General features: G+C 67.6%; 21 protein-coding genes. 16 read left to right on the top strand and 5 right to left on the bottom strand.

Annotated elements, in window-relative coordinates; translation table 11 throughout:
• Positions 1–114: 114 nt before the first annotated feature.
• The 4 genes from IPI67_11120 (at position 115) to IPI67_11105 (ending at position 4481) form a co-directional block, all read left to right on the top strand.
• Positions 115–657 (top strand): hypothetical protein, encoded by a 543-nt coding sequence (locus IPI67_11120; GenBank protein ID MBK7580746.1) that lies wholly within the window; start codon positions 115–117, stop codon positions 655–657.
• 92 nt (positions 658–749) lie between these two features.
• Positions 750–1853 carry a hypothetical protein gene (locus IPI67_11115; protein ID MBK7580745.1) on the top strand — a complete coding sequence of 368 codons (1104 nt, stop codon included), beginning with the start codon at positions 750–752 and terminating at the stop codon, positions 1851–1853.
• Between the two features lie 119 nt (positions 1854–1972).
• Positions 1973–4030 (top strand): peptidoglycan DD-metalloendopeptidase family protein, encoded by a 2058-nt coding sequence (locus tag IPI67_11110; protein ID MBK7580744.1) that lies wholly within the window; start codon positions 1973–1975, stop codon positions 4028–4030.
• A gap of 202 nt (positions 4031–4232) precedes the next feature.
• Entirely contained in the window at positions 4233–4481 is a 249-nt protein-coding gene (locus tag IPI67_11105; GenBank protein MBK7580743.1) for a hypothetical protein, read from the top strand.
• 112 nt (positions 4482–4593) lie between these two features.
• Here the strand turns inward: IPI67_11105 and IPI67_11100 are convergent, their stop codons facing one another.
• Positions 4594–5481 carry a hypothetical protein gene (locus tag IPI67_11100; GenBank protein ID MBK7580742.1) on the bottom strand — a complete coding sequence of 296 codons (888 nt, stop codon included), beginning with the start codon at positions 5479–5481 and terminating at the stop codon, positions 4594–4596.
• A 96-nt stretch (positions 5482–5577) separates the two neighbouring features.
• Between IPI67_11100 and IPI67_11095 the strand changes: the two genes are divergently transcribed.
• Positions 5578–6093, top strand: a complete 516-nt coding sequence (locus IPI67_11095) for a hypothetical protein (protein MBK7580741.1) — start codon at positions 5578–5580, stop codon at positions 6091–6093.
• A 28-nt stretch (positions 6094–6121) separates the two neighbouring features.
• Here IPI67_11095 and IPI67_11090 read toward each other — a convergent pair whose 3' ends face one another.
• Entirely contained in the window at positions 6122–6976 is an 855-nt protein-coding gene (locus IPI67_11090) for a metal-dependent hydrolase (GenBank protein MBK7580740.1), read from the bottom strand.
• A gap of 104 nt (positions 6977–7080) precedes the next feature.
• Between IPI67_11090 and IPI67_11085 the strand changes: the two genes are divergently transcribed.
• From IPI67_11085 to IPI67_11070, 4 genes are all read left to right on the top strand, one after another.
• Positions 7081–7656: a TetR/AcrR family transcriptional regulator gene (locus tag IPI67_11085; GenBank protein ID MBK7580739.1), complete on the top strand. Its 576-nt coding sequence runs from the start codon at positions 7081–7083 to the stop codon at positions 7654–7656.
• The gene (locus tag IPI67_11080) at positions 7653–8006 is read left to right on the top strand and encodes a hypothetical protein (GenBank protein ID MBK7580738.1); all 354 of its coding nucleotides are present in this window, start codon (positions 7653–7655) and stop codon (positions 8004–8006) included. Before IPI67_11085 ends, IPI67_11080 begins: the two co-directional genes overlap by 4 nt.
• A 111-nt stretch (positions 8007–8117) precedes the next feature.
• A complete protein-coding gene (locus IPI67_11075) occupies positions 8118–9179 on the top strand; it encodes an SGNH/GDSL hydrolase family protein (protein ID MBK7580737.1) in 1062 nt (353 codons plus the stop codon).
• A 45-nt stretch (positions 9180–9224) separates the two neighbouring features.
• Entirely contained in the window at positions 9225–9938 is a 714-nt protein-coding gene (locus IPI67_11070) for a M50 family metallopeptidase (protein ID MBK7580736.1), read from the top strand.
• Positions 9939–10030: 92 nt separating this feature from the next.
• Here IPI67_11070 and IPI67_11065 read toward each other — a convergent pair whose 3' ends face one another.
• From IPI67_11065 to rplC, 3 genes are all read right to left on the bottom strand, one after another.
• The gene (locus IPI67_11065; GenBank protein ID MBK7580735.1) at positions 10031–10963 is read right to left on the bottom strand and encodes an RlmE family RNA methyltransferase; all 933 of its coding nucleotides are present in this window, start codon (positions 10961–10963) and stop codon (positions 10031–10033) included.
• Positions 10964–11703: 740 nt separating this feature from the next.
• Positions 11704–13341: a class I SAM-dependent methyltransferase gene (locus IPI67_11060; protein MBK7580734.1), complete on the bottom strand. Its 1638-nt coding sequence runs from the start codon at positions 13339–13341 to the stop codon at positions 11704–11706.
• A gap of 33 nt (positions 13342–13374) precedes the next feature.
• Positions 13375–14043 (bottom strand): 50S ribosomal protein L3, encoded by a 669-nt coding sequence (gene rplC / locus IPI67_11055; GenBank protein ID MBK7580733.1) that lies wholly within the window; start codon positions 14041–14043, stop codon positions 13375–13377.
• Positions 14044–14273: 230 nt separating this feature from the next.
• Between rplC and rplS the strand changes: the two genes are divergently transcribed.
• The 7 genes from rplS to IPI67_11020 all read left to right on the top strand — a co-directional run bounded on the left by rplS (position 14274) and on the right by IPI67_11020 (position 25946).
• A complete protein-coding gene (rplS, locus tag IPI67_11050) occupies positions 14274–14633 on the top strand; it encodes a 50S ribosomal protein L19 (GenBank protein MBK7580732.1) in 360 nt (119 codons plus the stop codon).
• 118 nt (positions 14634–14751) lie between these two features.
• Positions 14752–16191 (top strand): FHA domain-containing protein, encoded by a 1440-nt coding sequence (locus IPI67_11045; protein MBK7580731.1) that lies wholly within the window; start codon positions 14752–14754, stop codon positions 16189–16191.
• Positions 16192–16231: 40 nt separating this feature from the next.
• Positions 16232–18526 carry an FHA domain-containing protein gene (locus IPI67_11040; protein ID MBK7580730.1) on the top strand — a complete coding sequence of 765 codons (2295 nt, stop codon included), beginning with the start codon at positions 16232–16234 and terminating at the stop codon, positions 18524–18526.
• 24 nt (positions 18527–18550) lie between these two features.
• Positions 18551–19849: a protein phosphatase 2C domain-containing protein gene (locus IPI67_11035; protein ID MBK7580729.1), complete on the top strand. Its 1299-nt coding sequence runs from the start codon at positions 18551–18553 to the stop codon at positions 19847–19849.
• A 53-nt stretch (positions 19850–19902) separates the two neighbouring features.
• Positions 19903–22863: an FHA domain-containing protein gene (locus IPI67_11030; protein ID MBK7580728.1), complete on the top strand. Its 2961-nt coding sequence runs from the start codon at positions 19903–19905 to the stop codon at positions 22861–22863.
• Complete coding sequence (locus tag IPI67_11025) at positions 22863–23639, top strand: hypothetical protein (GenBank protein ID MBK7580727.1); 777 nt, start codon at positions 22863–22865, stop codon at positions 23637–23639. The genes IPI67_11030 and IPI67_11025 overlap by 1 nt, the downstream gene beginning before the upstream one ends.
• 234 nt (positions 23640–23873) lie before the next feature.
• A complete protein-coding gene (locus IPI67_11020) occupies positions 23874–25946 on the top strand; it encodes a DUF2330 domain-containing protein (protein ID MBK7580726.1) in 2073 nt (690 codons plus the stop codon).
• Positions 25947–25979: the final 33 nt, after the last annotated feature.

Genomic DNA, 25979 nt, shown 5'->3' with positions numbered 1-25979 from the left:
ATTCGGCGCTGGGCGGCCGTGATTTCGACCAGCTAGCCCGGGTCGCGTCGGGCCCCACGGCGTCAGGCTGCGCTCGCCCAAGGCGTGAGAATTAGCGCGGGAAGCAGGCAGGCAATGGCCAATCGCGGGTTGGCAGACGCCTTGCACACCAGCACCGACATGCGGAGCCGATCGAGTGCGCGCGGACGTCGGGAGCGCGGCGCCGCGATGGTGGAGGCGGCGGTGGTCGCCGTGTTCATGGTGATGGTGTTCGCATGTGCATGGTCCGCGCTGAGGTTCCATGCCGCCAAACTCCACGCAATGGACGAAGCCCGGAGCACGGCCTGGGCGCTGGCGCTGAAAGGCTGCGAAGGCAAGAGTGACGCGCTCGCTGACATCGGCGAGACCGCGAGCGAGGCCGGCTCGGGCCCACTGCCGAGCACCAAGGCCGCGGACGAGTTCGCCGAAATCGGCGCGACGTCGCTGGCGCGCGACTCGGGCCAAGTGGACGTGACGAGCAAGCGCACCGTCACGTTCCCGAAGCTGATGGGCGGCCAGAGCCACGAGCTCAGCGGTCGGATGACGATGCGCTGCAACGAGCCCAACCCTCCAGAGAGCCTGCTCGACCTGTTCAAGACGGCCGTGGGCGTCGCCAACTTCAAGTACTCGTTGTTTTGAACGTTGGTGAGCCGCCTCGATTGCGCGCTTGCGGCTGGCGATTCCGTGATTCCAATCCTACCCCCCAGCCTCGAGGATGGTATCGTGAAGGCGTGAGGCTCACGCGAGTCCTGGGCCTGGCGCTCGCAACACCGTTCATCGGGTGGGGATGCGCTGGGGGCGACGAGGTCGAAGATCCCAGCGGCGGAGGTGGCTCGGCGGGCCAGAGCTTCGGCGGCGTCTCGGGATTTGCTGGCTACTCGGGCAGCGGGGCCGTGGGCGGCAACGGTGGCAGCTCCGGGACAGTCTCGGGCGGCGCTGCGGGCGCGAGCGGCGCCGGCGGCGCGAGCGGCGCCGGCGGCGCGAGCGGCAGCGGCGGCGCCTCCACGAACGATTGTTGCACCCCGTCATCGTCGCCGGGATGTTCGAACTCGAAGGTCGAGGCGTGCGTCTGTAACCAAGAGCCTTACTGCTGCAGCACGTCCTGGCACCCGATGTGCGTCGTCTCGGTCAACACCCTCGGCTGCGCGACGTGCAGCATCCCCGGATCAGGCGGTTCGGGCGGGTCAGGCGGCGGTGGAACCGGTGGCACATCGGGCGGAACGGGCGGCACGGCACCTCAATGCACGGGGGCCAAGGCGTTCGAGTGCGGCAACGCGGACTACCAGTGTTCGGCCTCGAAATGCGTGAAGTGTGCGAGCGGCCTCAAGAACTGCAATGGGCTGCTCAGCTGCGAGTGCGGGGGCACGTGCAACGGCAGCGCTTGCACTACATGCACCGATCCCGGTCCCGAGCCCAACAACACGCCGACTACCGCGAGCTCGGCCTGCCCGACGACGTTGTGCACCATCAACGACTGCGACGCCTCGGGCAGCTCGGTCGCAGGCGTGGTCAAGGCGGGGGGCGATGTGGACTTCTTCAAGTTCACCGGCACAGACGGGTTTTGCGTCGTCAGCCCGGCGATCTCCACCAAGACCACCGGCATTCAGGCGTGTGTGTTCGCCGCGTGCACGGACAAGTCGGACGGTTTCAAGAGCTGCGCGAAGGGCGTGCCGGCGACGGAAGGCACGATGAAGGGTTGCTGTACGTCGAGCGCCGGGGCCGCGGAGATCCTGCTCGACTGCGCGTCGGTCTCGGATTCAGCCAGCGTCTACATCCGCGTGAAGGGCAACACGACCTCGTCGTGCATCCCGTACGAAGTCGCCTACAACTTCTGAGGCGGCGGGCTGGTTCGGGCGCTTCGCAGACCCGATGGGTCGGTGCCGGTCGCTCGGGTCAATAGACTGTCCGCCCTGGTCAATGACCCAGAGGCGTCATGTAGGCAAAAGTAGCACTCATGGACCGGGAGCTGCTTACGTCGACGAAGTTCGGGGTGATCGGCGCTCTGGCGCTGCTCGGCACGGTGTCGTGGGTGTCGGATGCGGGGGCGCTGACGTCGCCCCTCCAAGGTGCCGTGGCCTTCCCCTCGGGCGTCGAGCTCAGCCTGCCCTTCCCTGCTGGGTACGACATCGAGGTGATCGCGGGCTTTGGTCCGAACGCTGGCTCGGGACTCCACGTCTACACGGCCTCGTCCTGGAAGGCCAACGACTACTACGCGCTCGACTTGATCATCGCCGGCGAGCCCAACTCCGGCAAGGGGCTCCCGGTGCTCGCCCCGCTCGCGGGCAAGGTTCTGAGGTCGGGGTGGGCCACTTCGAACTGGCGTAACTACGGCCAGCGCATCGTGCTCGAGCACGATCTCGGGGACGGTCACACCTACCACAGCGTGTACGCGCACCTCGACTCGATCGCGGTGAGCGAGGGCATGCTGGTGAGGGTTGGCCAGCAGCTTGGCACGTTGGGTAGCTCGTGCGACAGCTCGCTGAGCTGCACGAACTTCGAGCGACCGCACCTGCACTGGGCCATCCACCGTGATGCCCAGATCGGCGGAACGGGCACTGGTGGCTCGCTCTCGGGTAGCTCCGTCGTGCCCGAGCCGCTCGACGGGACGGAAGACCTGGCGGTCGGCACCGTCATCACCAGCACAACTGTCGAAGACGTGCAGTGTGGCGACGGTGCCTGCAATGGCGACGAGTCACCAGCAACGTGCGCCGAAGACTGCAAGACCTGCGCGGTGATCCCGGCCCAGGGACGCGTCGTCGAGGACGACGACGTGTGTTTCAAGCGCCTCGGCCCAGCCATGAACTGGCACCTGGTCGAAGACGGGCACGCCGGCAGCCGCTCGTGGATGCACGTGAAGAGCGCTCACAAACCGACGAATCAAGCGACTTGGGAGCTCGGCTTCGCAGAGGCCGGCCGTTACGACGTGGAGGTATATACGATGAAAACCACCGGATACACGCTGTCGAAAAAGGCCAAGTACACCCTTTCGCACGGCACGAAGACCTCGACCGTCAGCGTCGATCAGAACGCCAAGGACGGCTGGCAGAAGCTCGGCAGCTTCGATTTTGCGAAGGGCGCAGGGCAGTCGCTGCGCCTGGACGACAACACCTGGGAGAGCCTGCTGCCGACGCGGCAACTCCTGGCGGACGCCATCCGAATCACACGGGTCAGCGCCGACGGCAAGGAAGACGCGGCTGGACTGGCCGCGGTCGAGAGCGGCCCCGCCGCCAGCCAGGCGAACGGCTGTGCAGTCGGGGCGCCCGCCGGCACGAAGTTCAGCTTTGCCTGGCTGGTCAGCCTCGCGTTGGCCGGCGCCTTCGCCGCACGACGGCGCTTCGGGCCGCGTGCTCGCCGATCTTCCGTGAGCGCTCTCGGGTGCATGGTGGCCTGCTCGTTCATGCTGCTTCTGGCGGGCTGCACCAGCAACGTCGCGGATGACGCTGCGTTCGACGACGGCGAAGAAGAGGCACTCGACCCCATGGACATGAGCTTCGAGATGCCGGACCTCGGCAAGGGCGACTCGCCCCGCAAGCTGCCGCCGCTGGAGGGCATGTGGGACGCCTACCCCATGGGCGGGGCTTCAACGGTGAAGAAGCTGATCGGCGGCTCGGTCGACGCCGCGTGGATCAGCAACACCTGCACGGTTCGCGTGAGCCGCGCCTTGAACTACGGCGGCTTCGAGGTCCCGAGTCCGACAAAAGCCAAGCCCATGAACGTGGTCAAGGGCGGCGACGGCAAGTGGTACGCCTTCCGCGTGCGCGAGCTGTCGGAGTACCTGCGCACGCGAGTCGGCAAACCCGACATCGTCAGCAGCAACCCAGACGATTTCGTCGGCAAGAAGGGCATCATCAAGTTCACCATCAGCGGGAGCACCGCGTACACCGGCCACTTCGACCTGTGGGACGGGACCGGACCGCGAAACCACGCCTACTTCGGGGAGCAAACCGAGCTCTGGATCACTCCCGAAGCCACAGCTGACGGCGGCGCTGACGGCGGCGCTGACGGCGGCTGAGCGCGCTGCCGGTGGCCGGCTTCGTCACGAAGCTGGCCGCGGCGGTCACTGACCCCACCCCACTCTGTGAACGACACTAACCCGTATGGAGGCACGAAGCGTCATGTCCCGATCGTCCCAGAACAGGCTCGAGGCTTCGGCGAGTGCGCCGGAAAAATCTCCGACTGAAACCCGCCGCCCCCCGCGATGGGCGACGCGGTTCGTGTGCCTGCTCGTCGGAATTGCGGCCGCGGCGTGCAGCGTATCGACGGCGTCCGAGCCCGATTCGGACGGCCCCGTCGGCCCCGACGACGAGCTGAGCTGGAGCGAAGGCAAGGCCGATAGCGCGGACTCGGCGTCCCTCGCGAAGGCCTTCTCCGACACCGACACCGTCTCATGTGCCAACGCCGTGGGCCCGCTCCCGCCGCTCGGCACGAGCGAGAGCAGCAGCTGCTGGGTGAGGCCAGCGTAGCAGTCTGCGCGCGGCGCGAAACACGGCCCGGCCGTTTCAGATGCGCGCAACCCTTTCGCTACCAGTCAACTGCACACTCCGGAACGCAGGCGACGCGAGCAGCGCCGTTCGGTCAGCAATTCGGACAGCTGCAGCTCACGCCCTTCTGACCCGAGTAGTCCTGGCAGCTCAGGTAGGGAGAGGTGCACACGCTGGGACCCATGCAGCCGCAGGTGAAGTCCGTACCGCAGCTCTTTGGGACGTCGACGCAGTGGTGCTGGGTGCCGAGTTGTGTGACCCAGCTCGCACAGACCAGGTTGCCGGTGCAGTCACTGCAGGCCTTCACGGCTTTGCACTCGTTCGCCGGAACGCAGCCGCCCTGCCAGCAGTTGCCCGCGGCGTTGATCAGCGGGATCTCTCCGGGGTTGCAGGTGGGCGTCAGCGATTTGCACGTCACCTTCGACGGGTCGCAGTTGAAACCCGCGACACAACGCCCCGCCTGGCAGGACGCGGTCGGCGTCACCCCGAGCTCGCCGCACTTGTCCTGAATGCAGAGCTTGGCGCACGACGGTGGGGTTTCGGAGCTCGGATATCCGCTGCAGCTGCAGCAATCTTGCAAGATCTTGCAGTCGCTGTCGGAAGCGCACTCGGGTTTCGACGTCGCGCCGCCGCTGCCGCCCGTCGCGCCACCGCTGCCGCCCGTTGCGCCGCCGCTGCCGCCCGTTGCGCCGCCGCTGCCTCCCGTTGCGCCGCCGCTGCCTCCCGTTGCGCCGCCGCTGCCTCCCGTCGTCCCGCCGCTGCCACCGGTCGTTCCGCCCGCACCGGCTGTCACGCCACCGCTGCCTCCCGTCGTCCCGCCGCTGCCACCGCCTGTTCCGCCCGCGCCGCCTGTTGCCCCGCCGCCGGTTGCGCCGCTGCCGCCCGTTGCGCCGCCGCTGCCACCGGTGCCTTCCGTGGTCGAGTCACCCCCGCAGCCGATCAACCAAAACGCCAGAGAGAACAACGCAACCGTCTTACGCATGCCGCCCAGGTTAGCTCACGCCGCCGCGCCGCGCGAGCCTCTCGCTGCTGCGCACCCTTGGCAACGCTCGTGCGCTGTGCGCTCATGCCAAATCCAATGAGCTCGCGGCTCATCGATCTACGCATGGCGGACGGCAGCCGCCATTTCGGCGACCTGCCCGAGACCTCGGATTGGGAGCGCTTACCACAAGCGGTCGCGCAGTTGCCGGGAGCCCGGCTCACCCGCTTCTTGACCGATGATGTGACGGAAGCCTGGCTCGACTTCGAGTATCTCGGAGCGTCGTTCAGCATCAACAACCAGCACGCTCAGTGGTGGTTCTTCGTGTCGGATCCGGCGTGCCCTGACGAAGCACTGCTCCAAGTCCTGGACCACTTCGAGCGAACGCTCTGGCCCGCCGCCGCGTTCGCTCGAGCAGCCGGCCCCCTGGCGATGGGGAGCCTACGAGCGGTGGTCTACGAAGCGGACGGTCGAGTGAGCTGCCGCGATTTCGAAGACCTCGTCGAGGCTCGACGTTACGCCGACGACGCGGTGTCGGAGGGCGAGGACGGCGTCGTGCTGGCCTTCATCGTCGACGCCGCCTTCAGCGTGGTCGGGACCGGCAGGCACTACTGAGCCGGAACCGAGCCAAGGACGGCCCGCGTCAGCTGACCTCGTCCAGACCCGCCGCGCGGACGTGGGCCTTCGCGAGCTCGCTGTTGTCGTGTTGCCAGGGGTGGAAGTCCGGTCGCAGGTAGTCGCGCATGCCTGCCAGCAAGCGCGACGGCCGCAGGAAACCGGAGGCGCGCAGCTGCTCTCGTTCTTCCTCCACGCTCGCTCCATCGGCTGGGTCTTGGCGCAGCAACATGCGCGTGGCGTGAAACCAGAAGAACGCCAGCTCCGTGCTCGCCAAGAGCAGCCCGGCAGCGCGTAGCGCATGGCTCGGAGCGACGACTTGCAGCACGTCGTAAGCTACGGCCTTGTGCTCGATTTCTTCGACGGCGTGCCACAGCAGCAAATCGCGCATGCGGGGATCGGCTTCGTCGAGCAGACCTTGCCGCAGCACGACGTCGGCGAACAACGCCGTGAAGTGCTCAGCCGCAGCCGTCGCCGCCAGGTTGAGCGCCGGTGGAGTGACGGACTCGAGACGCGCGGTCCACTTGCCGTACCATTGCAGGAACTCCCGGATCTCGTAGCCTTGTCGCTCCATCACCTCGAAGAAACGCTCGTGCTCCGCGGCGTGCCGCCCCTCTTGACCAAAAAATCCGCGCACGTCGGCACGCTGCTGCAGATCGGTGATCTCGGGCAGATAGTGATTCACACTGCGCACGAAGAAGCGTTCGCCGCGCGGAAAGAGCAGGTTCAGCCCGTTTACCAGCTGAGTCGCGAAGCGGTTTCCAGCCAGCCAGTGCCGGGGCAGATCGCTGTAGTCGAGCTTCGGACGGCGCGGTCGTATCGTCTGGCGCGCGCGGGTCGCGGGGGGTTCGGCGGCTCGTGGCTGGGCGGCGGATGCGGTCATCAAAACCTCCGGAATCAGTGTCCCGCCAAAGGTAACCCCTATTGACCTGCGGTCAATAGCGACCTAGACTATTCAGTAACCACTGGAATAATAATAGTTTTCTCGTGTCAGCGGCAAAAAAGAAATCACGTCGTCGGCTTCCGGTCGGCGAGCGCCGCGAGGAGCTCCTGAAGCTCGGGCTCGAGCGCTTTGCGCGCCGGTCCTACGACGACATCAGCATCGACGAGATCGCGGAGGAGGCGGGCATCAGCAAGGGGCTGCTCTATCACTACTTCCCCAGCAAGCGGGACTTCTACATCGCAGCGCTCGGCGTCGCCGCGGGTGAGCTGGTGGAGCGAATCGAACTAGCAGGGGACGATCCGGCGCAGGCGCTCGAAGCGTACTTGAGCTTCGTCGAGGAGCGCGAGCCCGCGTACCGCGCCTTGTACCGCGGCGGCATCGGGTTCGACGCCGAGGTCAGCTCGATCATCGAGCAGTGCCGCAAGCGCATCCTCGAGCGCATCCTGCAACACGCCGACAGCGTGACGCCGCAGGTTCGCAACGCCGTGCGGGGGTTCATCGGTCACGTCGAAGCGTCCGTCCTCGACTGGCTCGACCACCGTGATCTGCCACGCGAGCGCTTGCTCGCGTCCTGGCAAAACACGCTGATGAGCACCGTGCAAGTGGCGTCGAACGGTTGAAGCGAAGGACAGCCGCGGTGTTGTGCGCCGGCTCGCTCGCGACGTGCTGTCCGCCCGGCATGCTCGACGCGTGCCAGTGTGCGGTCGACGCGGGATGCCACCCGAGCATCGCGGACGCCGGAACCATCCCCTGCGGCACGCAGACGTGCAGCGGGAATCAGCTCTGCGTGTTCCACTGCTGTGTCGGCGCGCCGACGGACGCAGCCGCTTGCAAACCCGCGTCGCCTTCCTGCGTGGACGTGAGCGCCGTCTCTTGCACGCCGTGTGACGGCAGCGGGGCCTGCAGCGCACCGGCCGAGACCTGCAGCGGCACCCTGGACGGCCAGAATCTCAACTGCGTGTGCGCGTGAGTCGAGGAGGATGAATCCTGCGGGGCGAGGGCAGCACAGCCCAAGGCACCGAAGCCGAGCGGACCCTCTGGCACGCCTTGCGCGAAGCTCCCGACCGCGTATCCTCGACGTGTGTTGAAGCGGGGTGCGCTGGCGGTTGTGTTGGGCGGTGGACTGCTGGCCATGCCGGCCTTCGGCTGCGGAGGCTCGAGCGAAGAAGGGGGGAGCACGGGCAGCTCCGGCGGTACGGCGGCCACCGGCGGCTCGAGCGGGGGTGCACCGAGCGGCGGCGTTGCGGGTGGCGGAGCTGCAGGCGCCGCCGGCTCGAACACCGGGGGCGCGGGCGGCAAGCTCACCGCGAAGGAGTGCTTCAAGGACATCGGCGGAGACGGCACGCTCGGCCCGGACTACGACCAGTTCGAGCCCGTCATCGGCTCGCACTGCTTCGGCACGAACCACCAGAAAGTCGAGGGCGTGGAGCGCCTGGTGTTCATCGGTGATTCGGTGACCGCCGGAACGCCCCCCACCCCGGCTGCGGAGTTCTACCGCGCGTTGCTCGGTGAGGAGCTGAAGAAGACGTTCCCGGGCCTCGAGGTCAGCGACTGCTCGAAGTGGGGCGCTCGCACCGACGATTTCCTCGGGGGACAACAGCAGGTCGCTGCGTGTTTTCCCTCCGGCGGCGACTCCAAGTCCACGCTGGTCGTCTTCACGATCGGCGGCAACGACATCGCCGCGTGGGCCAAGGACCAGATGCCCGTGGCAACCGCCAAGCTCGAAGCCGACAAAGCCGCGGATCTTCTGGAGGACACCGTGAAGTGGTTCAAGGAGCCCGGTAAATTCCCGAATGGGATCTACGTGGTGTTCGCGAATCCGTACGAATACACCGACGCTACCGGCGATCTCTTTTCGTGCCCAACGGCCAGCCTGGGCGGCCTCAAGGGCAACTGGCTGGAGGGCGCTCCCGCAGTCGTGCACTTCCAGGAGCGCTTCATGAAGATCGCCGTCGATCACCAGGTCGACATGATTTTCACGCTCGAACAGTTCTGTGGCCACGGCTACAAACGCGAGGATGCGGCGGGCATCTGTTATCGCGGACCGGGCGCCGAGCTCTGGTTCGACATCACTTGCATTCACCCCAACCCGACCGGGCATGCCAAGATTTCCGAGATGTTCGCCGCGACCGTGAAAGAGTGAGCCGCCCGTTGACGGAGCCGCCGGCGCGGTAGCTGAGATCTCCCGATGAGCCGCTGGGTCGACACACTCAATCGTCTGCTTCGGAATGTGGACCCAAAGACCGTGCTCGGCCTGGTCGCAGTCTTCGTCTTGGTCGCGAGTCTGTGGGGCACCTTCGTCGTCACGCCACTCAAGATCTTCGTTGTCCTGCTGCACGAGATCAGCCACGGCATCGCCGCCATCGTCACCGGAGGCGGCGTGGAGAAGCTGGAGATCAACGCACAGCAGGGCGGCGTCTGCCACACCTCCGGCGGCAGCCGTTTTGTCGTACTCAGCGCCGGTTATCTCGGCAGCCTGCTCTGGGGCGGACTCATCATCGTCGCGGCGTCCCGCACCAAACGCCAGCGCCTGATCAGCCTGCTCATCGGCGGTTTCATGCTCGCAGTGACCATCGTCTACGTCCGCTCGTGGTTCGGATTTGGCTTCGCGCTCTTGGCATCGGCGTCTCTGATCGTGATGGGCGTCAAGCTCTCGAATGCCGTCAACCAGTTCGTGCTCCAGCTCATCGGCGTGACCAGCTGTCTGTACGCCGTGCTCGACATCGTCGACGACGTGCTCGAGCGCCCGGGGATCGGCTCGGACGCGGACATGCTCGCCGAGCTCACCTTCGTGCCATCCGTAGTGTGGGGCCTGCTCTGGATCGTGGTGTCGCTGGGGGTCACCGCGATGTGTCTGTTGGTCGCCGCCCAGAAGCCACCCGGGCCGAAACAGGCGGGCTGAGGCGCAGCTCGGGTTCGGCAGTGCGAGGGCGATCTCTCGCGGGCCTTGGCTGCGAGCAACCCCGACCAAGCCACGCGCCGAGGCCGCGAGCTCTAACGCCTCAAGCCCAAGCCAACCAAGAACACCTCCGAGCTGACGCTGCGGGTGCCCGACGGGCGGATGGTCTGCTCCTTGGAGTAGTGATCCCGCACGGCCTTGCGGGCCGGCTGGAAGTCGTTGCTCATGAACAGTTTGCCCACGAACGCGCTGCCGGGCTTGCCGAGTGCGACTGCGACGTCGAGCGCGCGCATGAACAGCTCGAAGGAGAGCGTCTGATCCTTGGCCTTGTTGCCGCTGGTGTTCGGCGCCATGTCGCTGATGACCGCGTCGTAAGGCGCAAACAGAGCGAGCGCGGTGTGATCCAGATCGAGGGCGTCGCCCTGGATCACGGTGACGTTGTCGGGGAACGCCTGGTTGATCTCGGCCAGATCCACCGCCAGCACCCGCCCGGTGGGGCCGACCCGCTCCGCAGAGTACAGGCTCCAGCTGCCGGGAGCGGCGCCGAGATCGAGCACGTGCATGCCACGGGAGAGCAGGCGCGTGCGGCGATCGATCTCCTCGAGCTTGAACACACTGCGCGCGGGATACCCCTTGGCTTTCGCCTCCAGCGTGCGCGCGTCCGCCCGTGCGTATGGGTTCTGGCGACGGCTCTTCACGGCGTGGTCCAGACGTATCCCGCCACGCCCTCGTCGATGTAACCGGAGCTGGCGACCGCGCTGTTCTTCTCCGCCAGGCCCGTGGTGTAGAAGTGGTCGCCCGACGCGTGGCTCAGACGGTACAGCGGCACGGCGCCACAGGCGGCGGCCGTACCGATGTAACCGATCACCCCCTCCATTACACTGCCGGCAGCGCCCTCGCAGCTGGCGCTGGCAGTGTAGAAGTGCTTGCCGTTCGCGAGTAGGCAGCGGTGGAAGGGGACGACCCCGGCCGTCGCCGCGGTGTAGAGGTAGTAGAAGTCCTGAAACTCGAGCGTGTACCCGCAGCATTTCGCTTCGGTGAGGCTCGTCGTGTAGAAGTGCTCCGTCGACTTCACGGAGCGGTGAACGCCGGTGCGACACTTGGCGAAGTCATCGCAGTTGTTGTCGCAGTTATCGTCCTTCAAGTTGCAGATCTCGGCGGGCACCGGCGCGCACAGACACAGCGCCTCTTGTTTGCAGGTCGCGTAGTTCGTGCAGGTCTGTGTGCCCGGCGCGTTGCACGCCCCGAAGACCCCGCCGGCGCAGGTCTGAGTTCCCGCGCCGCAAGCCCCCTGACAGCTCTGCGTCTGCCCCGAGGTACAGCCACCCGCACCGCCGATCGCGCCAGTGCCGCCGGTCGCGCCGACGCCGCCCGACGCACCGACTCCGCCGGTTGCGCCGGTGCCGCCGGTTGCGCCAGTGCCGCCGGCTGCGCCGATGCCCCCGGATGCGCCGACGCCGCCTGATGCGCCGACGCCACCCGAGGCCCCGCTGCCACCGCTTGCGCCACCTCCGCCGCTCCCGTCGGGCCAGTCTCCGCCGTCCGTCCCGAACGTCGTGCCGCCTCCGCCCCCGGAAGACGTTCCCGCGCCGCCGCCCGAGGCATCGTCGCTCGTTGCGCCAGAACACGCGCAGGCGAGCCACGTCGTGAGGCCCGAGACCACGAGCGGCGCGGCGCGCTTGAACATGGTTGCCAGATTAGCACGAGGAAGCGCGCGGTTCGGCAGCGACGATCGCCGCCCGGGCTCGAACACGCGCGGAGAAACCGCTCACGCCACCGTCACCAGTACACTCTTCATCGGGCTCGGTCCCTCCGACGCATCCGGACAATCGAGGGGCGATGCCAGGTCCTTCAGCTGCCGCACCTGCACCTTGGCCTCGCGCGCCGCGTCGTGGAGCATCTTGCGCAGGCGCTCGCGGCTGGTCTTGCGATGATTCGTCACGGAAAGTAGCCGCCCTCCCGGCGCAAGCAGCAGAAGACAGTCGGCGGCAGCCCGCACGTAGCCGCTGTCGACATCGAAGGTCGCTCGCTTGCTGCGCGTACCAAAGCTGGGCGGGTCGAGGACAATCAGGTCAAACCGCTCCCCGCGGCGCCGCGACCGCGCGAGCCACGCCACACAGTCTTCACGGAAGAAGCGGTGCGCGGTCGGCTCGAGGCCGTTCAGCTCGAAGCTAGCGCGACCGCGCTCGAGGGCCGGCTGCGACAGATCGACGCTGACCACCTCGCGCGCTCCGCCGGCCGCCGCGGCCACACTGAACGAACAGGTGTAAGCAAACAGGTTGAGCACGCGCAAGCCGCCCGCGAGGCGGCGCACCAAGTCGCGATTGTCTCGCTGGTCGACGAACAGGCCCGTGGAGAGCCCCTCCCCCAGTTTCACGCGGAAGCGCAGGGCGCCCTCCCTCACCTCCACCTCGTCCGCCGCGGCTTCACCAACGACGGGTAGGCGCGGCGCGTTCTTTTCCGGATCCACCTGCCGCTGATCCGCACGCTCGCGGATCTTGAGGTAGACGCCCCGGGCGCCGAGCGCCTGCACCGCACGCCCAAGCTCCTCCGCGCGCGCGCGCGCCTCGTCGCTCGAGACGGAGAGCACACCGAACTCGTCGTAGCGATCCAGCACGACACCCGGCAGCTCGTCCCCCTCGCCGTTGCACAAACGGAAGGCGGTGGCGCGGTCGAACAGCGGAGCGCGCAGCACGAAGGCGTCCGCGAGCAAGCCATGCACCGCTGCCTCCGAGCCGAGTCCGACGCTGCCGGTCCGTACCCAGTCGTCGAAACACTCCGGCACCGCACACTCGAAGCGCCGCTTTGCCGACGGCAGCTCGAGCGATCGGGCGTGGAGCATCAGTCGCGGAGCGCGGGCGCCACCGTACAAACGGTCGCCAGCGATGGGCGCGCCGACGGCCGCGAGCTGAGCTCGGAGCTGGTGGGTGCGCCCGGTCTCCGGCATCAGCTCGACCCGCGCACGACCGGCGCGGCGTTCGAGCACGCGATAACGAGCGACGGCATGCTGCCCACCTCGCCCGACGACGCGGGTGACGCCGGACTTGTCGTGCAAGAGCTGATGCTCGAGCCGTCCCTCGGCAGCGAGCCCCTTGTCCGTGACGGCGGCCACGTAGGTGCGGCGCGCTTCATGGCTCTCCATGTCGCGGGCAACCACCGCGTTCAGCTCGCGCCGCCGGGTGAACAGCAGCGTTCCGGAGGCCTCTTTGTCGAGGCGCTGGTGAACACCCAGGTAATCCGACTCACCCCGAGCGCGCAGCCAGGCTCGGAGTCGCGTCACCAGATCGTCGGCGAGCGACACGTCACCGCCGTGCACCACGATGCCACGCGGTTTGTCGACCACGAGCACATCGGAGTCGCACGCAATGATGCGCTCATCGAGCCAGAGACGGAGGGAAAATGACAAACCGACCGCTCGACCAGCGCCCGAAGGCGGGGCCTACTTCTTCGCGTCCGGGATGCGACGGGTCTTGACCGTCGTTCTGACGAACACGAGTGCGTTCTTCGAGCCGGGCACACCGCCCTCGACGAACAACAGGTTGTCGTCGGCCGCGACCTTGACCACCCGCTGGTTCTGCACCGTGACCTTCGTGTTGCCGTGTTGGCCAGGCATCTTCTTACCGGGCATCACACGACCCGGGGTCATGTTCGTACCGATGGAGCCGCCGTGGCGTTTGTACTCGTGGGTACCGTGGGTCTGCACCTGGCCCGCGAAGTTGAAGCGCCGCATCACACCGGTGAAGCCCCGCCCGCGGCTCATGCCCTGCACGTCGACGAACTCACCCTCTTGAAACACGGCGTCGAGCTTGACCTCGGCGCCGACCTCGAAGCCCGCCGCGAACTCGGGCGTGCAGCGCAGCTCGCGCAGCCAACGCTTGGGACCGACGCCGGACTTCTTGTAGAAGCCCGCCTGAGGCTTCTTGGTGTGCTTGTCCTTGCGATCGACCAGGCCGAGCACGATGGCGTCGTAGCCGTCCTTCTCCTTGGTTCGCTTGGCGACCACGAAGGGACGCGCCTCCACCACGGTGCACGGGATCACGGAACCGTCGCTGGTGAAGACCTGAGTCATTCCGAGCTTTCGCCCGATGACACCCGGATGCGTGTTCATCTTGCCGTCTCTCTTTCGTCGTCGCGGAGGCACACTGGGCCATCCGTAAAAATGGGCTCGCGAAGTAGTGTATTTTCGACGGCCGTGCAAGCCGGTCGCTCGAGCCACCCTTTTGGCGGTCTGGACCGCCGGGGGCGGAGTCAGGTGAATTCCGCTGCCTTCGGCCGGTGCATTGACGGGGCCTCTCCTGCGTGCATAATCCCCGCCCCCAGCCGGCCGGAGCCCCTGTCATGTCGATGATTCACCCCAAGATCGATGCCCACGAAAACAGCAGCCTGCGCTCGGATCTGCCGAGTTTTCGCGTGGGGGACACCGTAGCGGTTCACTACAAGATCGTCGAAGGCGACAAACTCCGCACTCAGGTCTTCAAGGGCACCGTGATCAAGCGCAACCGGGCCGGAGCGCGCAGTACCTTCACCGTGCGCAAGGTCAGCTTCAACATCGGCGTCGAGCGCATTTTCATGCTGCATTCGCCGCGCATCGAGAAGATCGAAGTCGTCTCGCGCGGCGTCGTGCGCCAGGCGCGCCTCGGCTACCTGCGCAAGCTGCAGGGCAAAGCCGCGCGCATTCGGGACGTGAAGGACGTCTGAACAACGCGGGTAGCACTTCGGTGCTACTCGGGCGTGAGCGGACCGGCTATGCTCGTCGCCGCCCCAGAACCGGCATGTTTTCCGGCCGTTTCTAGGCGTTTTGGAGGTCGTCTCGATGATCGCCTGCCCGCGCTGCGGCATTTCCAACCAGCCCACGAGTAAGTTCTGCGCTTCCTGCGGGGCCCCGCTGCCCGCATCCGGTGTCGGCGCTCAGCCGCCGACCTTCCCGGGACCTGGCGGCGCACGCCCCCCAGCCGGACCTCCCGGTTGGGGCCCGCCTCCCGGTCCGCCACCGGGCGCCCCACCGCCAGGATATGGCCCGCCGCCTGGTGGAGCGCCGCCAGGGTGGGGAGCCCCGCCGCAGAGCCCCTTCGGTCCGCCGGGGGCGCCGCCGCAGGCGCCGCCGTCTCCGTACGGTCCACCGCCCGGCGCACCGCCGGCAGGGTTCGGCCCGGGACCCCAAGGGCCGGCGTACGGTCCACCGCCCGGTCCGTACGGGCCGCCGCCCGCAGCGCAGCCGGGATGGGGTCCGCCGCCCGGGGGTCCGCCGCCCGGCGGTCCGCCGCCCGCGGGTCCGCAAGGTGCGCCGCCTCAACAGGGTGGCTTCGCCCCGGCGGACGAGCGATTTCGCGTCGGCTCCCCGGAGGGACTCAATCCCTTTGGTGCAACCATGGCGCCGGACTTGGGCAGCGGACCTGGAGCGCCCCAGCCCGGAGGTCCACCGCCGGGCGGTTCGCCGCCGGGTGGTCCCGGATTTGGGCCGCCACCGGGTGGCCCGCCGCCGGGTGGTCCACCGCCGGGTGGTCCCGGATTTGGCCCACCACCTGGTGGTCCGCCACCGGGTGGTCCGCCGCCGGGCGGTCCCGGATTTGGCCCACCACCGGGTGGTCCTCAGCTCGCGCCCGTGCCGGTTCCGACACCGGGCTCCGGCGCGCCCAAACCGGGCTGGAACGATCCGGCCGCCTACGCGGCCACCGCGCCACCGCCGACGGCGGATGAACACGAAGCGGCGCTGCGGGCCCAGGCGGGCCAAGCGCCGGACGCCGCTCCGGCTCCGCCGGACGCAACGCCGGCCGCGTCCGCAGCCCCCGCGCCGTCAGCACAGCCGTCAGCGCAGCCATCAGCACGACCGGCACCGCCTGAGGACGTGCGCCCCAGTGCGCCGCCGCCGACGGGTGTCTCGCGCACCGAGGCGCAGGTCGCTCACGATCCGATGGCCATCGCGGCAGACGCGCCACGGGTGCTCGCCGGTTTCCTCGTCAGCTTCGAGGCCAGCGAGCTCGGAAGCTTCTGGCCGCTCTATCAAGGCAAGAACGTCGTGGGGCGCAAGGCTGCGATGGACGGATTGGACATCGAACTCGACCACCCGACGACGTCATCGCGCCACGCGGTGCTGCACGCCGCCGCGCGGCCCGGTTCGATCAAGCTGGAAGATCCGGGTAGCACCAACGGCACCTACCTGAACGAGGAGCGCGTCGCCAAGGGCACACCCGTGGAGATCCGCGACGGCGACACACTCCGCTTCGGCGGCTACACCACCACCGTCAAGATCATTTAACCACGCGCAGAGCACGCGGACGCACCCGAGCACGAGGGACATGCAAGCAGCGATGTCGAATCTCGCCCACCCATCACTTCGCCGCCACGCGCTGGCATTCCTGTCGGCGCTCGTCGCCGCCGTCGTCGTTCTGACTACGAGCCGCGCCGCGTTCGCCGCGCCCGAGGCCCACATCCTGCGCATCGACCCGCGGGCGGCCCAGGAGAACGGCGCGCCTATCCTGACCACGTTGATCGAGTTGGTGCAGACCAAACGCATCAGCGATGCGACGGCGGGCTGTGTCGATGATCGAGGCACCGGCTACTACCGCTGCCTGAGCGACTCGCTGGAAAAACCTCAGGCGCTGTACCAGCCCTTCGGGGCGGCGGGCGCGGGCTTCCCGCACGAAAACGCCATCTTCACCGTCAAGGTCGAGGGCACGGACCAACCGGCCAGCTACCTCAGCCACGCGAAGTGGGGGGCGAGCCTCGCGCAACCCAGCGTCGGAACGGCCTGGCTCATCATGGTCGATGCGGATCAACGCATCGACTACGGCTTCAGCGACGCCAAACAGATCGCCAATGCCTTCATCGGCAGCATGAGCCAGAGCGACATCGTCAACGTGATGTTCTTCAACGATCGGCAGGTCGTGAAGGACAGCAAATGGATGAGCGCCGCCAAGAAGGGTCAGGCACAAGGCTTCGTCAACGGCGTGACCGGCACCTGGCGGTCGCAGGGCCGCAACCGCTCGCTCGGCACGATCATCAAGGAGGGCGCCACCGACGGCTTCAAGGCGCTGGGCAACGTCGGCGAGGACGTGAAAGTCCCGCTGCACCAGGCGATGGTCGTCATCTCCACCGGGTTCGGCGGGGCGGACGCGCTCACCACCGGTCCGGGCGGCCTGCAGATCGCGAAGTACATGACCGGCGGTCGCTTCCCGGAGGACAACACCGCGCTGCCCAAGGCGCCGGTGCCGGTGATCAGCATCTTCTTCCCGCCCAAGGTCTACGACGAGTACCGGCAGAACTCGCTCGAGTTCATGCGCGGCATCGCCAACACCGAGATCGGCGGATTTTTCACGGTGGTGCAGGGCGGAGAAGGTGGACGCGCCACGAACATCGTGAGCTCGGTGCGCGCGCGCTTCTCCAACATGCACATCGTCAAGTGGCGGGTCTCGTGCATCGAGTCCGGCGTGACCCAGACCTTCGGCCTGGTGTTCAAGGAGGTCTCGCCGCCCATTCTCGGCGACAACACCTTCAAAGAAGTGCCGGTGGGCATCGACCCAACCACCTGGCCGCTCGACGTCAACATCCAGTACTCGCAGGACATGAACAAGCGCCAAGGCGGCGTGTATCCCGGCGGCACCTTCAAGGTGTACGGCAACTTCTGCTGGGGCGGCGAGAAGGGCCGAGCGGAGGTGTATTTCCTCCCGGCGGGGCAGCAGGCGCCGGCGGCGCTAGCCGGTGCCGACATCGACAAGGCGAAGCGGACTCAGCAGCAGCTGATTGCCATGGGCATGAAGGGCCGCGCCATCGAGGTGGGTGACACCTACGCCGAGTTCGAGGCGCCGGACAAAGAGAAGATCTTGCACGGCTCCGGGGAACAAGCGGTGGTGCGTTTGGTCGTCTACGACAACAAGGCCCGTCGCACGAGCGGCGTAACCTCCGACAGCATCGTGCAAGTCAAGGGCACGACCAGTCCGTTTCCGCTCTTGCCGGTGCTCGGCGGGCTGTTCGGTGTCGTGGTGCTTCTGCTCCTGGTCGTGGTGATCGTGCGCAGCGGCAGCAAAAAGCGCGCAGCGCCTGCCCCCGCACCGGTGATGGCAATGGGCATGCCCTACGGCGGTTACGGCGCGCCTCAAGCGCCTCAGCCTTACGGCGGCGGCATGCAGCAGCCTGCTCCCAATCCCTATGCGGCACCCGCGCCCCAGCCGATGCCGATGCCGGTCGCCGCTCCACCCAGCCCCGAGTTCATGTACGGCAACCAGCCAGCAGCAGGGGCCGCGCCGATGCCGATGGCAGCCCCACCGCCAAATCCGTACGGCGGAGGTGCGCCCGCGGTGGTCTCGCGGGCGACGCTGCAGGGTGCGGCCGGGGTGTTCACCGTGGTGCCCGGCGTCGAGATGCGCGCCGGACGGGACGGTTCACAGTGCGGCATTCTCTTGAATGAGCCGCGGGTCTCGGGTGTACACGCCACGGTACGACTCGATGGCGGGCAGCTCGTCATCCGCGACGAACAGAGCAACAACGGCACTCAGGTCAACGGCACGAAGCTGACCGGAGGAGTGTGGACGCCGGCGCCCAACGGCTCGCTCGTCCGCTTCGGTCCGGTGGAGTTCACCGTTCGCCTCGAGTAGTCGAAGAGAAAGGACGAACCGGGCGTGCTCTGCTCCGCACACGGCGTGGTCGTCGACTTCGCCGAGCTGAGCGATGCGGGCCGAGATCCGTCCAAACAGGTCAACGAGGACTCGAGCGGCTACGCCGAGACACCCCTCGGCCACCTGGCGGTGGTGTGCGACGGCATGGGGGGACACGACAAGGGACGCGCGGCGAGCCAGGCGGCGGTCGTTGCGATCCTCGACGGAGTACGCGAGGCCAGCCCGGGGCTGCCGCCAGGGCTCGCGCTCAAACAAGCGGTCGAGCGCGCGGGTCGAGCGGTCTACGCCCTCGGCGGCGCCGGTCCGAATGAACACCGCCCCGGCTCGACCTGCGTGGCTGCGCTGCTTCACCCGGGCGGCGCCGAGCTGTGCCACGCCGGCGACTCCCGTGCCTACCGGGTCCACGCCGGGCAAATCGAGCGGGTCACCCGCGATCACTCCCTGGTTCAAGAGCTGGTCAGCGCGGGACGCCTAACCCCCGAGCAGGCGCGCACCCACCCGGACGCCAATCAGATCACGCGCGCGCTCGGCATCGCGCCCGAGGTGAACCCCGAGTCTCGCGCCACACCGCTCGCACTCAGCCGCGGCGATCTGCTCCTGCTCGCAAGCGACGGGCTCACCGATCTGGTGACCGACGCGGAGATCCTCGAGGTCGTGAACCGCCGCCTGGGCAGCGGTACCGCAGCGGTGTGCCAGGAGCTCGTTGGGCTTGCCAACTCCCGGGGCGGGCACGACAACATCACGACCCTCGTGTTGTCGGTCGTCGATTTGCCCGCGCAGGTAGCGGCACACGGCACGGTAATTCAGGACGGTGTCGCTCCCACCCACAGCGGCACGCTGCTGGCGAACCCCGAAGGCACCTTGTCCGACCCCGGCCCCGGTCCGCCGCCCACTCTGTTTGATGGCGGCTCACCGGCCCCACACCCCACTCTGCCAGGGCTCACTCAGGTCGACACCGGCGAGCGTCACACGGAGCCGGGACTGACGGTGGGTGCGGCGCGCTTCCGCCAGAACGAAGTGGATCTGTCGCTCACGCCAGGCCCCACCCCGTCGTCGCGCATGGTTCTGTGGCTCGGCGTCGGCCTCGTCTTGACGGTGCTCGCCGCGGTCGGCGCCTGGGCCGTCGTGCGGGCGCTCCACCAGAAGCGCGCCCAGGCGGAAGAAATTCTACCGCCACCCGAGGTGCGGGTCCCGCCCCGCCCGACCACCTCGGCAGCGGCGGAAGATGCCGAAATACCGCCCGCCGACGCCCCACCCCCGCCCAGCGACGCAAGCTCCGACAGCGCTGACGCGGGCTCGTGATTTCCAACGCTTGTCGGCTTTGTTAGAGCTTCGGTTCGATTAAGCGAGATTCGATGATCACCGGCTTCGGCAAACAGACCATCACCATCGGCAGCGCCCCGCACTGCGAAATCCACGTCGGCGGCCCCGGAGTCGCGCCAGAGCACGCGCGAGTCGTGCACCAGGGGGGCGGGCAGCTCGTCTTCGTCGACGCGGGCGTGAGCCAGACCTCGCTCAACGGTCAGCCGATAGCACCCGGGTCAACTCACCCATTCGACTTCCGCAATCAGTTCATGGTCGGGCAAACGCCTGTCCCCAATGCGCACCCCGCGCTCGCCCTGATGTTGATGCAGAAGGGTGACCTCGCAGTCACGCCGGGGCAGATCGTCTTCGGACGCGAAGCCGCGCGTGCCAACGTCGTCGTGCAGCACGGCAGTGTCTCGGGCCAGCACGCGACTCTCAGCACGACACCCCTGGCGATCACCGATCATGGCTCGACGAGTGGCACCTGGATCGCCGGCAATCGCCTGGCGGCAAACCAGCTGACGGCCCTCGACCCGAGCGCCCTCGTCGCCCTGGGCCCGGTGCCGCTGCCGATCCCACTCGCAATTCAGTTGGCACAGGTGCTCGCCGGCCAGGGCAGCGCTGCAGGCCCAGGTCCTGCCGGTGCCATAGCCGCGGCAGGCGCCGCGCCAGCGGCAGGCGGCGGCCCAGCGCGGCCGAAGCACAAGACCGTGATCGGACAGGTTGCCATCGGCGGCCCAGGTCAACCGACCTTCAAGAGCATCGGGCGCACACCCGACAACGACATCGTCCTGCCGCACCCCCAGGTCTCCAGCAAACACGCACTGCTCCACAAAGTCGGCTCGCAGCTGTTCGTCGAGGACCGCGGCGCGGGCAACGGCACCTACGTGCGCGGCCAGCGAATTCCGCCCGGCCAGAAGGTGCCCGTCTCCAACGGCGAGAAGATCTTCGTCGGCCCGATGCCGCTCTTGATCCAGGTCGAGGCGGAAGAGGTCGCCGTCGTCGTGGAAGATCTCGCGCAGTGGGCTGGACGGCCGCTGTACGAGATCGAGGCCTGGGATCTGGTGATGCAGGTCGACGATCGGGACAACCCCGGTCAGATGAAGACCCTGCTCGATCACATCAGCTTCAAGGCGATGCCCGGCGATCTGATCGCGCTGATGGGCCCGTCGGGCGCCGGCAAGACCACGCTGCTCTTGGCGCTGAACGGCTACCTGCCTCCGACGGGCGGACAGGTGCGGATCAACGGCGAGGACCTGTACGCAATCTACGACGCGCTCCGCGGCAGCATCGGCTACGTGCCACAGGACGACATCGTGCACCCGGAGCTGACGGTGTACGAGGCAGTGCGCTACAGCGCGAAGTTCCGGCTGCCCTCCGACTACAGCGAAGAAGAGATCGACCGCCGCGTGCAGACGACGCTGGCACAACTCAGCCTCGAGGCCGTCGCCCACCTGCAGATCGGTAGACCCGAAAAGAAGATCCTGTCGGGCGGTCAGCGCAAGCGAGTGAACATCGCCATGGAGCTGGTCACCGACCCGGTGATCATGTTCCTCGACGAGCCGACCTCGGGTCTGGCCGCCGACGACACGACCGCCCTGGTGGAGCTGCTCGCCGGGCTGGCGAAACAGACCGGCAAGACCATCATCTGCACGATTCACCAGCCGGCGAAGGACGAGTACGAGAAGTTCAACCTGGCCCTCGTGCTCGGCCAAGGCGGCATCCCGATTTATTACGGGCCGACCAAGGACGGCTACAAGTTCTTCGGTAGCTTCCTGGAGCGGCTGGGCAAGCCGAATGATGTCGACAACCCACGCGACATGTTCGACATGCTGAATCAGCGCGAGCGCCCGATCTGGGACGCCTTACGCGCGCAGAACCCCTACACGACGCGCTTCGCCGCGCGGCAAGCGGCCGCTCGCGAGTGGAACGCCGAGTTCTTCAACCCACAGAACTCGATCTTCCAGCGCATGTACAGCGGACCCCGCGCCGTGGGCGCCGGCAGTCATCAGCCCGGCGTGCAGCGCGGGCGCGGCTCGACCCGTGGCCAGTTCTTCCTGCTCTTCTCGCGTTATTTCAAGACCAAGGTCCGAGACGTCAGCGGCACGGTGATCATGCTCGCGCAGGCACCCATCATCGGCGTGCTCCTGGCGCTGGTGTTCGGCGGTCAGAAGGAGGCAATTCCGTACTGGTGCCTCGGTGCCTTGCAGGAGCTCGGGCGCCGCTCCGGCGGGCTGGGTGCGGGCTCGAACGACCTCTTGTCCGGCATGCAGGTCACCACCGACCACTCCGGCGCCGCGTTCTTCTGCGTGGTCGCCGCGGTCTGGTTCGGCACCAGCAACGCCGCCCGCGAGATCGTCGCGGAGCGCGCCATCTACATGCGCGAGCGCATGGTGAACCTGAAGCTGTTCAACTACGTCTTCAGCAAGTTCCTGTTGCTCACCTTCATCTGCATCATTCAGTGCTCGGTGCTGCTCGGCATCGTGTTCTTCGCCCTCGGTTTCCACGGGGGTCCGCTGGCGTTCCTGATCGAGCTCGGTACCCTGTGCATCACGGCCATGAACAGCGTGGCCATCGGCCTCCTGCTCAGCACCATCGTGACCAGCAGCGAGGCGGCCATGGCGCTGACCCCCATCGCCCTGATCCCGCAGGTCGTGCTCGGCGGCATCATGGTCCCCATGACCACGAACTCGCTGCTCGAGTGGCCCATGTACCTGGTGCCCGCGCGCTGGGGGTTCCAGGGTGTCGTCGCCCAGGAGCGCATCGCCATTGCCGCCGACGCCGCCTGGGTCATGGACCTCAAACGCCCGGACACGACCAGCATCGACAACTTCGTGACCGCCGGGAAGTTCCGCTGCGCCGAGGCGCAGATCGCGAGCATGGACTTCAACGGCGCCTGGGGGTTCAAGGACTACGAGCTGATCTGGCTGCCGCCGGCAGTGCTGTCAGCGATGATGTTCCTGATCCTGATCTGGATCCTGATCGCGCTGAAACGCCGCGATTCAATCTGATGGCGCGCGCGCAGAGGGACGGATTCGGCTTTTGTTTGCTGACGCTGGCGGGCCTCAGCGGCCTGCTCACTTCCTGCGCTTCACCCCCTCTGCCGCTCCACCCCTACAACCAGGCCTGGCGCGGTGAGCTTCGCCTTCGGGACCGTACGCTCCCGCTGCGCCTCCGGCTATTCGTGCTGCCTGGCGATCGCGCCGAGGCCACCCGAGACGAATGGCGATACCAACACCTGTTCGCGGAGATCGAGGTCAGCGGGCTCGGCCCCGTCGCGGCCGCGGGCAGCGCGTCCCACAACGACGGGACGGCTCGCGGCACCTACTCGCCCTACGTCCCGGGCCGCGAGTTCCTCGAGCTCAGCACGAAGACGGCAAACGCACTCGTCGACGAGAGTGAACACCCACCAACCGGTGAGCCGTACTCGCGGCGCTACGCGGCGCTGCTAGCGCTCTTTTCGTCGCAGTCGACGCTGCCGCAGCGAGAGCTCGTGTTCGCCGGCGAGCTCGGGCCCGGGCACCGCCTCGAGGGCTCGGTGTTCCTCGACGAGAGCGCCCAGGGCGACTGCGTACGCTACGTCGGGGTCGAGTGCGACATGTGGAACGTGCGCTTCAAGGAGACCCGCGTCGGGACCTTCAGCGCGGAGCTCGACCCTTCCGAGCCCGCCAGGACGGTGGCCAGCGATGTGTTCGAGACCCCGAGCTTCCGCTTTGCACGTGAACAGACCCCCGACGCCGGCACGTCGTGGACCGTGCGGGCCCGCAGCGCGGAGTCGCAGCGCTAGAGCGCCGAACAGGTTGAACGTCGCTTGTTTTCCGGGACTTGCAAGGTGTTCGGCGCTCGCGCGCGGAGCGCGCACGGCCGAAGGCCGGGGGTTTGGGGCGCAGCCCCAACGTAAAGGTCCTAGAACACGAGCAGCGCAAGCTGATCGGTATTCTAGTCTCGGCTGGCGCGGCTCACGCAGCTCGAAGCGCACGCGAAGTACCGGCTCGACGCCCAGTCGGCCTATCCTCTCGTCATGCCCTCGAGCGTCCGACTCGCGCTGCTCTTGATTCTGGCCCTGTGCTTGGGCGAGCGCCCCGCCCGAGCCTGCGGCGCGTTTGCGTCGGGCCAATGGCTGAAGGCCCCACCCCGACTCAGCCTGGAGCGCACACTCATCGTCTGGGACAGCTCGACGAAGCTGCAGCACTTCGTGCGTGAGCTGCGCTTTGCACACGCGGCCGGCGAGTTCGGATTCGTCGTCCCGACACCCAGCCGACCCACGGTGCACGCCGTGGAAAAGTCGCCCTTCGACGAGCTCGAGAAGCGCTACCCCTCCGGACTCGTCGAGAGCTCACTGCTGCTCGGTGGGCTGGGCTTCGGCGCCGGACTTGGCGGCTCGGGCAAAGGAACGGCGCCTCGACCCCCGCCCGTGCAGGTGATCGAAAAGAAGCGCGTCGGCGATTTCACCGCGTTCGTCCTGACCGCAACCGACAAGGACGCGCTCTCGGCGTGGCTCGACAAACACGGCTTCAAGAGCGGCGAGTCCGGCAAGGCGTGGATGGCCGGTTACGTCCAGCTCGGTTTTCACTTCGTGGCGCTGCGCTACGACGGCACGAAGGCAGCCAACGAGGAGCTGACCAGTCGCACCCTCCGCATCAGTTTCCAGAGTGAGCTTCCCTTCTATCCGTATCGCGAGCCCGCCGACGCACCGGAGCAAAAGAACCGCGAGCTCGAGCTGTGGGTCGTCAGCGACGTGCCGCTCATTCCCTATGCTGGCGTGACGCTCCACGACGAGTGGCGCCTCCGGCGTCCATTCAGCGAGGGCGTTCGCTCCTTTCCTTTTGTCGGGGAGGTCGAAGAACCGCTCGGCAAGCAGCTGTCGGGGCTCTTGCCGCGCACCCGGGTCGTACAGACCTTCGGGGACTTCAAGCAGCAGCGGCGGGGCTGGGAGGACGTGGTGTTCGTGCCCATGGCCAAATGTGACGACGCTTGCCGTTCGGCACGAGCGCGGCTGCTTCCGCTCGTGGACGCGCGGCTCGGCGCGCAGGCGAACCCGGCAGGCCCGTCGCCCTCGACGAGCGCCACCGGCACGCCGCCAAAAGCTTCCGCTGCGAACGCTCTCTCCTGCGGCGTCGGACGGCACGGCGACGAGAGCTGGTGGCTGATCGTCCTGGGGGCTGTGTGTATGCGACGGCGCCGTGGCGCACACCCCTGGCGTTCCGCACTGCCCATCCTAGGCCTGCTGCTCTTCGCCTGTGATCGCGCGACCCCCTCACCAGCACCAAGCGCGTCGGTGGCGGTGACTGCGAGCGCGCCCGCCCCATCGGCCAGCGGCGCGCTCAACACGCTGCCGGAGATGTTCGTTGCTCCGCGGGACGTCGCAGCACGAACGCGTGCAGTGCTCGATGTGTTCGCCCATCGCTTCGATGGCTACGTCCCCGTCTGGTCACTGCCGATCGAAGGTGGCATGGGCAGTGTTCGGAGCGAACCGGAAGAACCCTGGCCCGGCGCGCTAGCGGCCGCGAACACCTGCGCCCCGGGCCTCGAAGCCGCGGTGACGCTCGAAGTGGACCTCGACGACAAGGGGTTCATCAAACAGACACGCGCCACCGGCCCGGTGCCCGGCAAAGTGCGCGAGTGCATCGAAGCGCAGGTCTCCAACACGGTGTTCTCTCCCGAAGGCGGTGCGCGCACGGAGCGAGCCCAGGCGTATTTCGGCGACAAGAGCCCCGAGGCGCAGAGGATCGCGCGCGAGATCAGCGCGACGCGGCGGCGCTTCGTGCCCGCGCTTGGGGCGCGACTGCGGATCTCCGATCTGAAGGTCTCCGATGGCCTTCCGTTCGAGGTAGTGCAACGCGTCCTGCGCCAGCACTATACCCAGTACCGCGCCTGCCACGTGCAGCACGGCGCACCCGCAGCCCCGGACGAGCTGGTGACCATCAAGCTCGTGGTCGACGCCACGGGCAAGGCAGCCAGCGTCCGGGTCGTTGCCGAGCGTGCGCCCGCGCTCGGTAGCTGCATCGCGCGGAGCATCCGCCCGGCGCGCTTCCCGAAACCCACACGCGCGCCGGTGCAGATCTCCGCGACGATGACCTTCGGCGCCCGATGAAGCCGGGCAGCGGGATACGGCGCTTCCGTCACG

It is taken from the genome of Myxococcales bacterium (assembly GCA_016706225.1).
Lineage (GTDB): Bacteria > Myxococcota_A > Polyangia > Polyangiales > Polyangiaceae > JADJKB01.
This window is presented reverse-complemented; position numbering and strand designations above follow the sequence as displayed.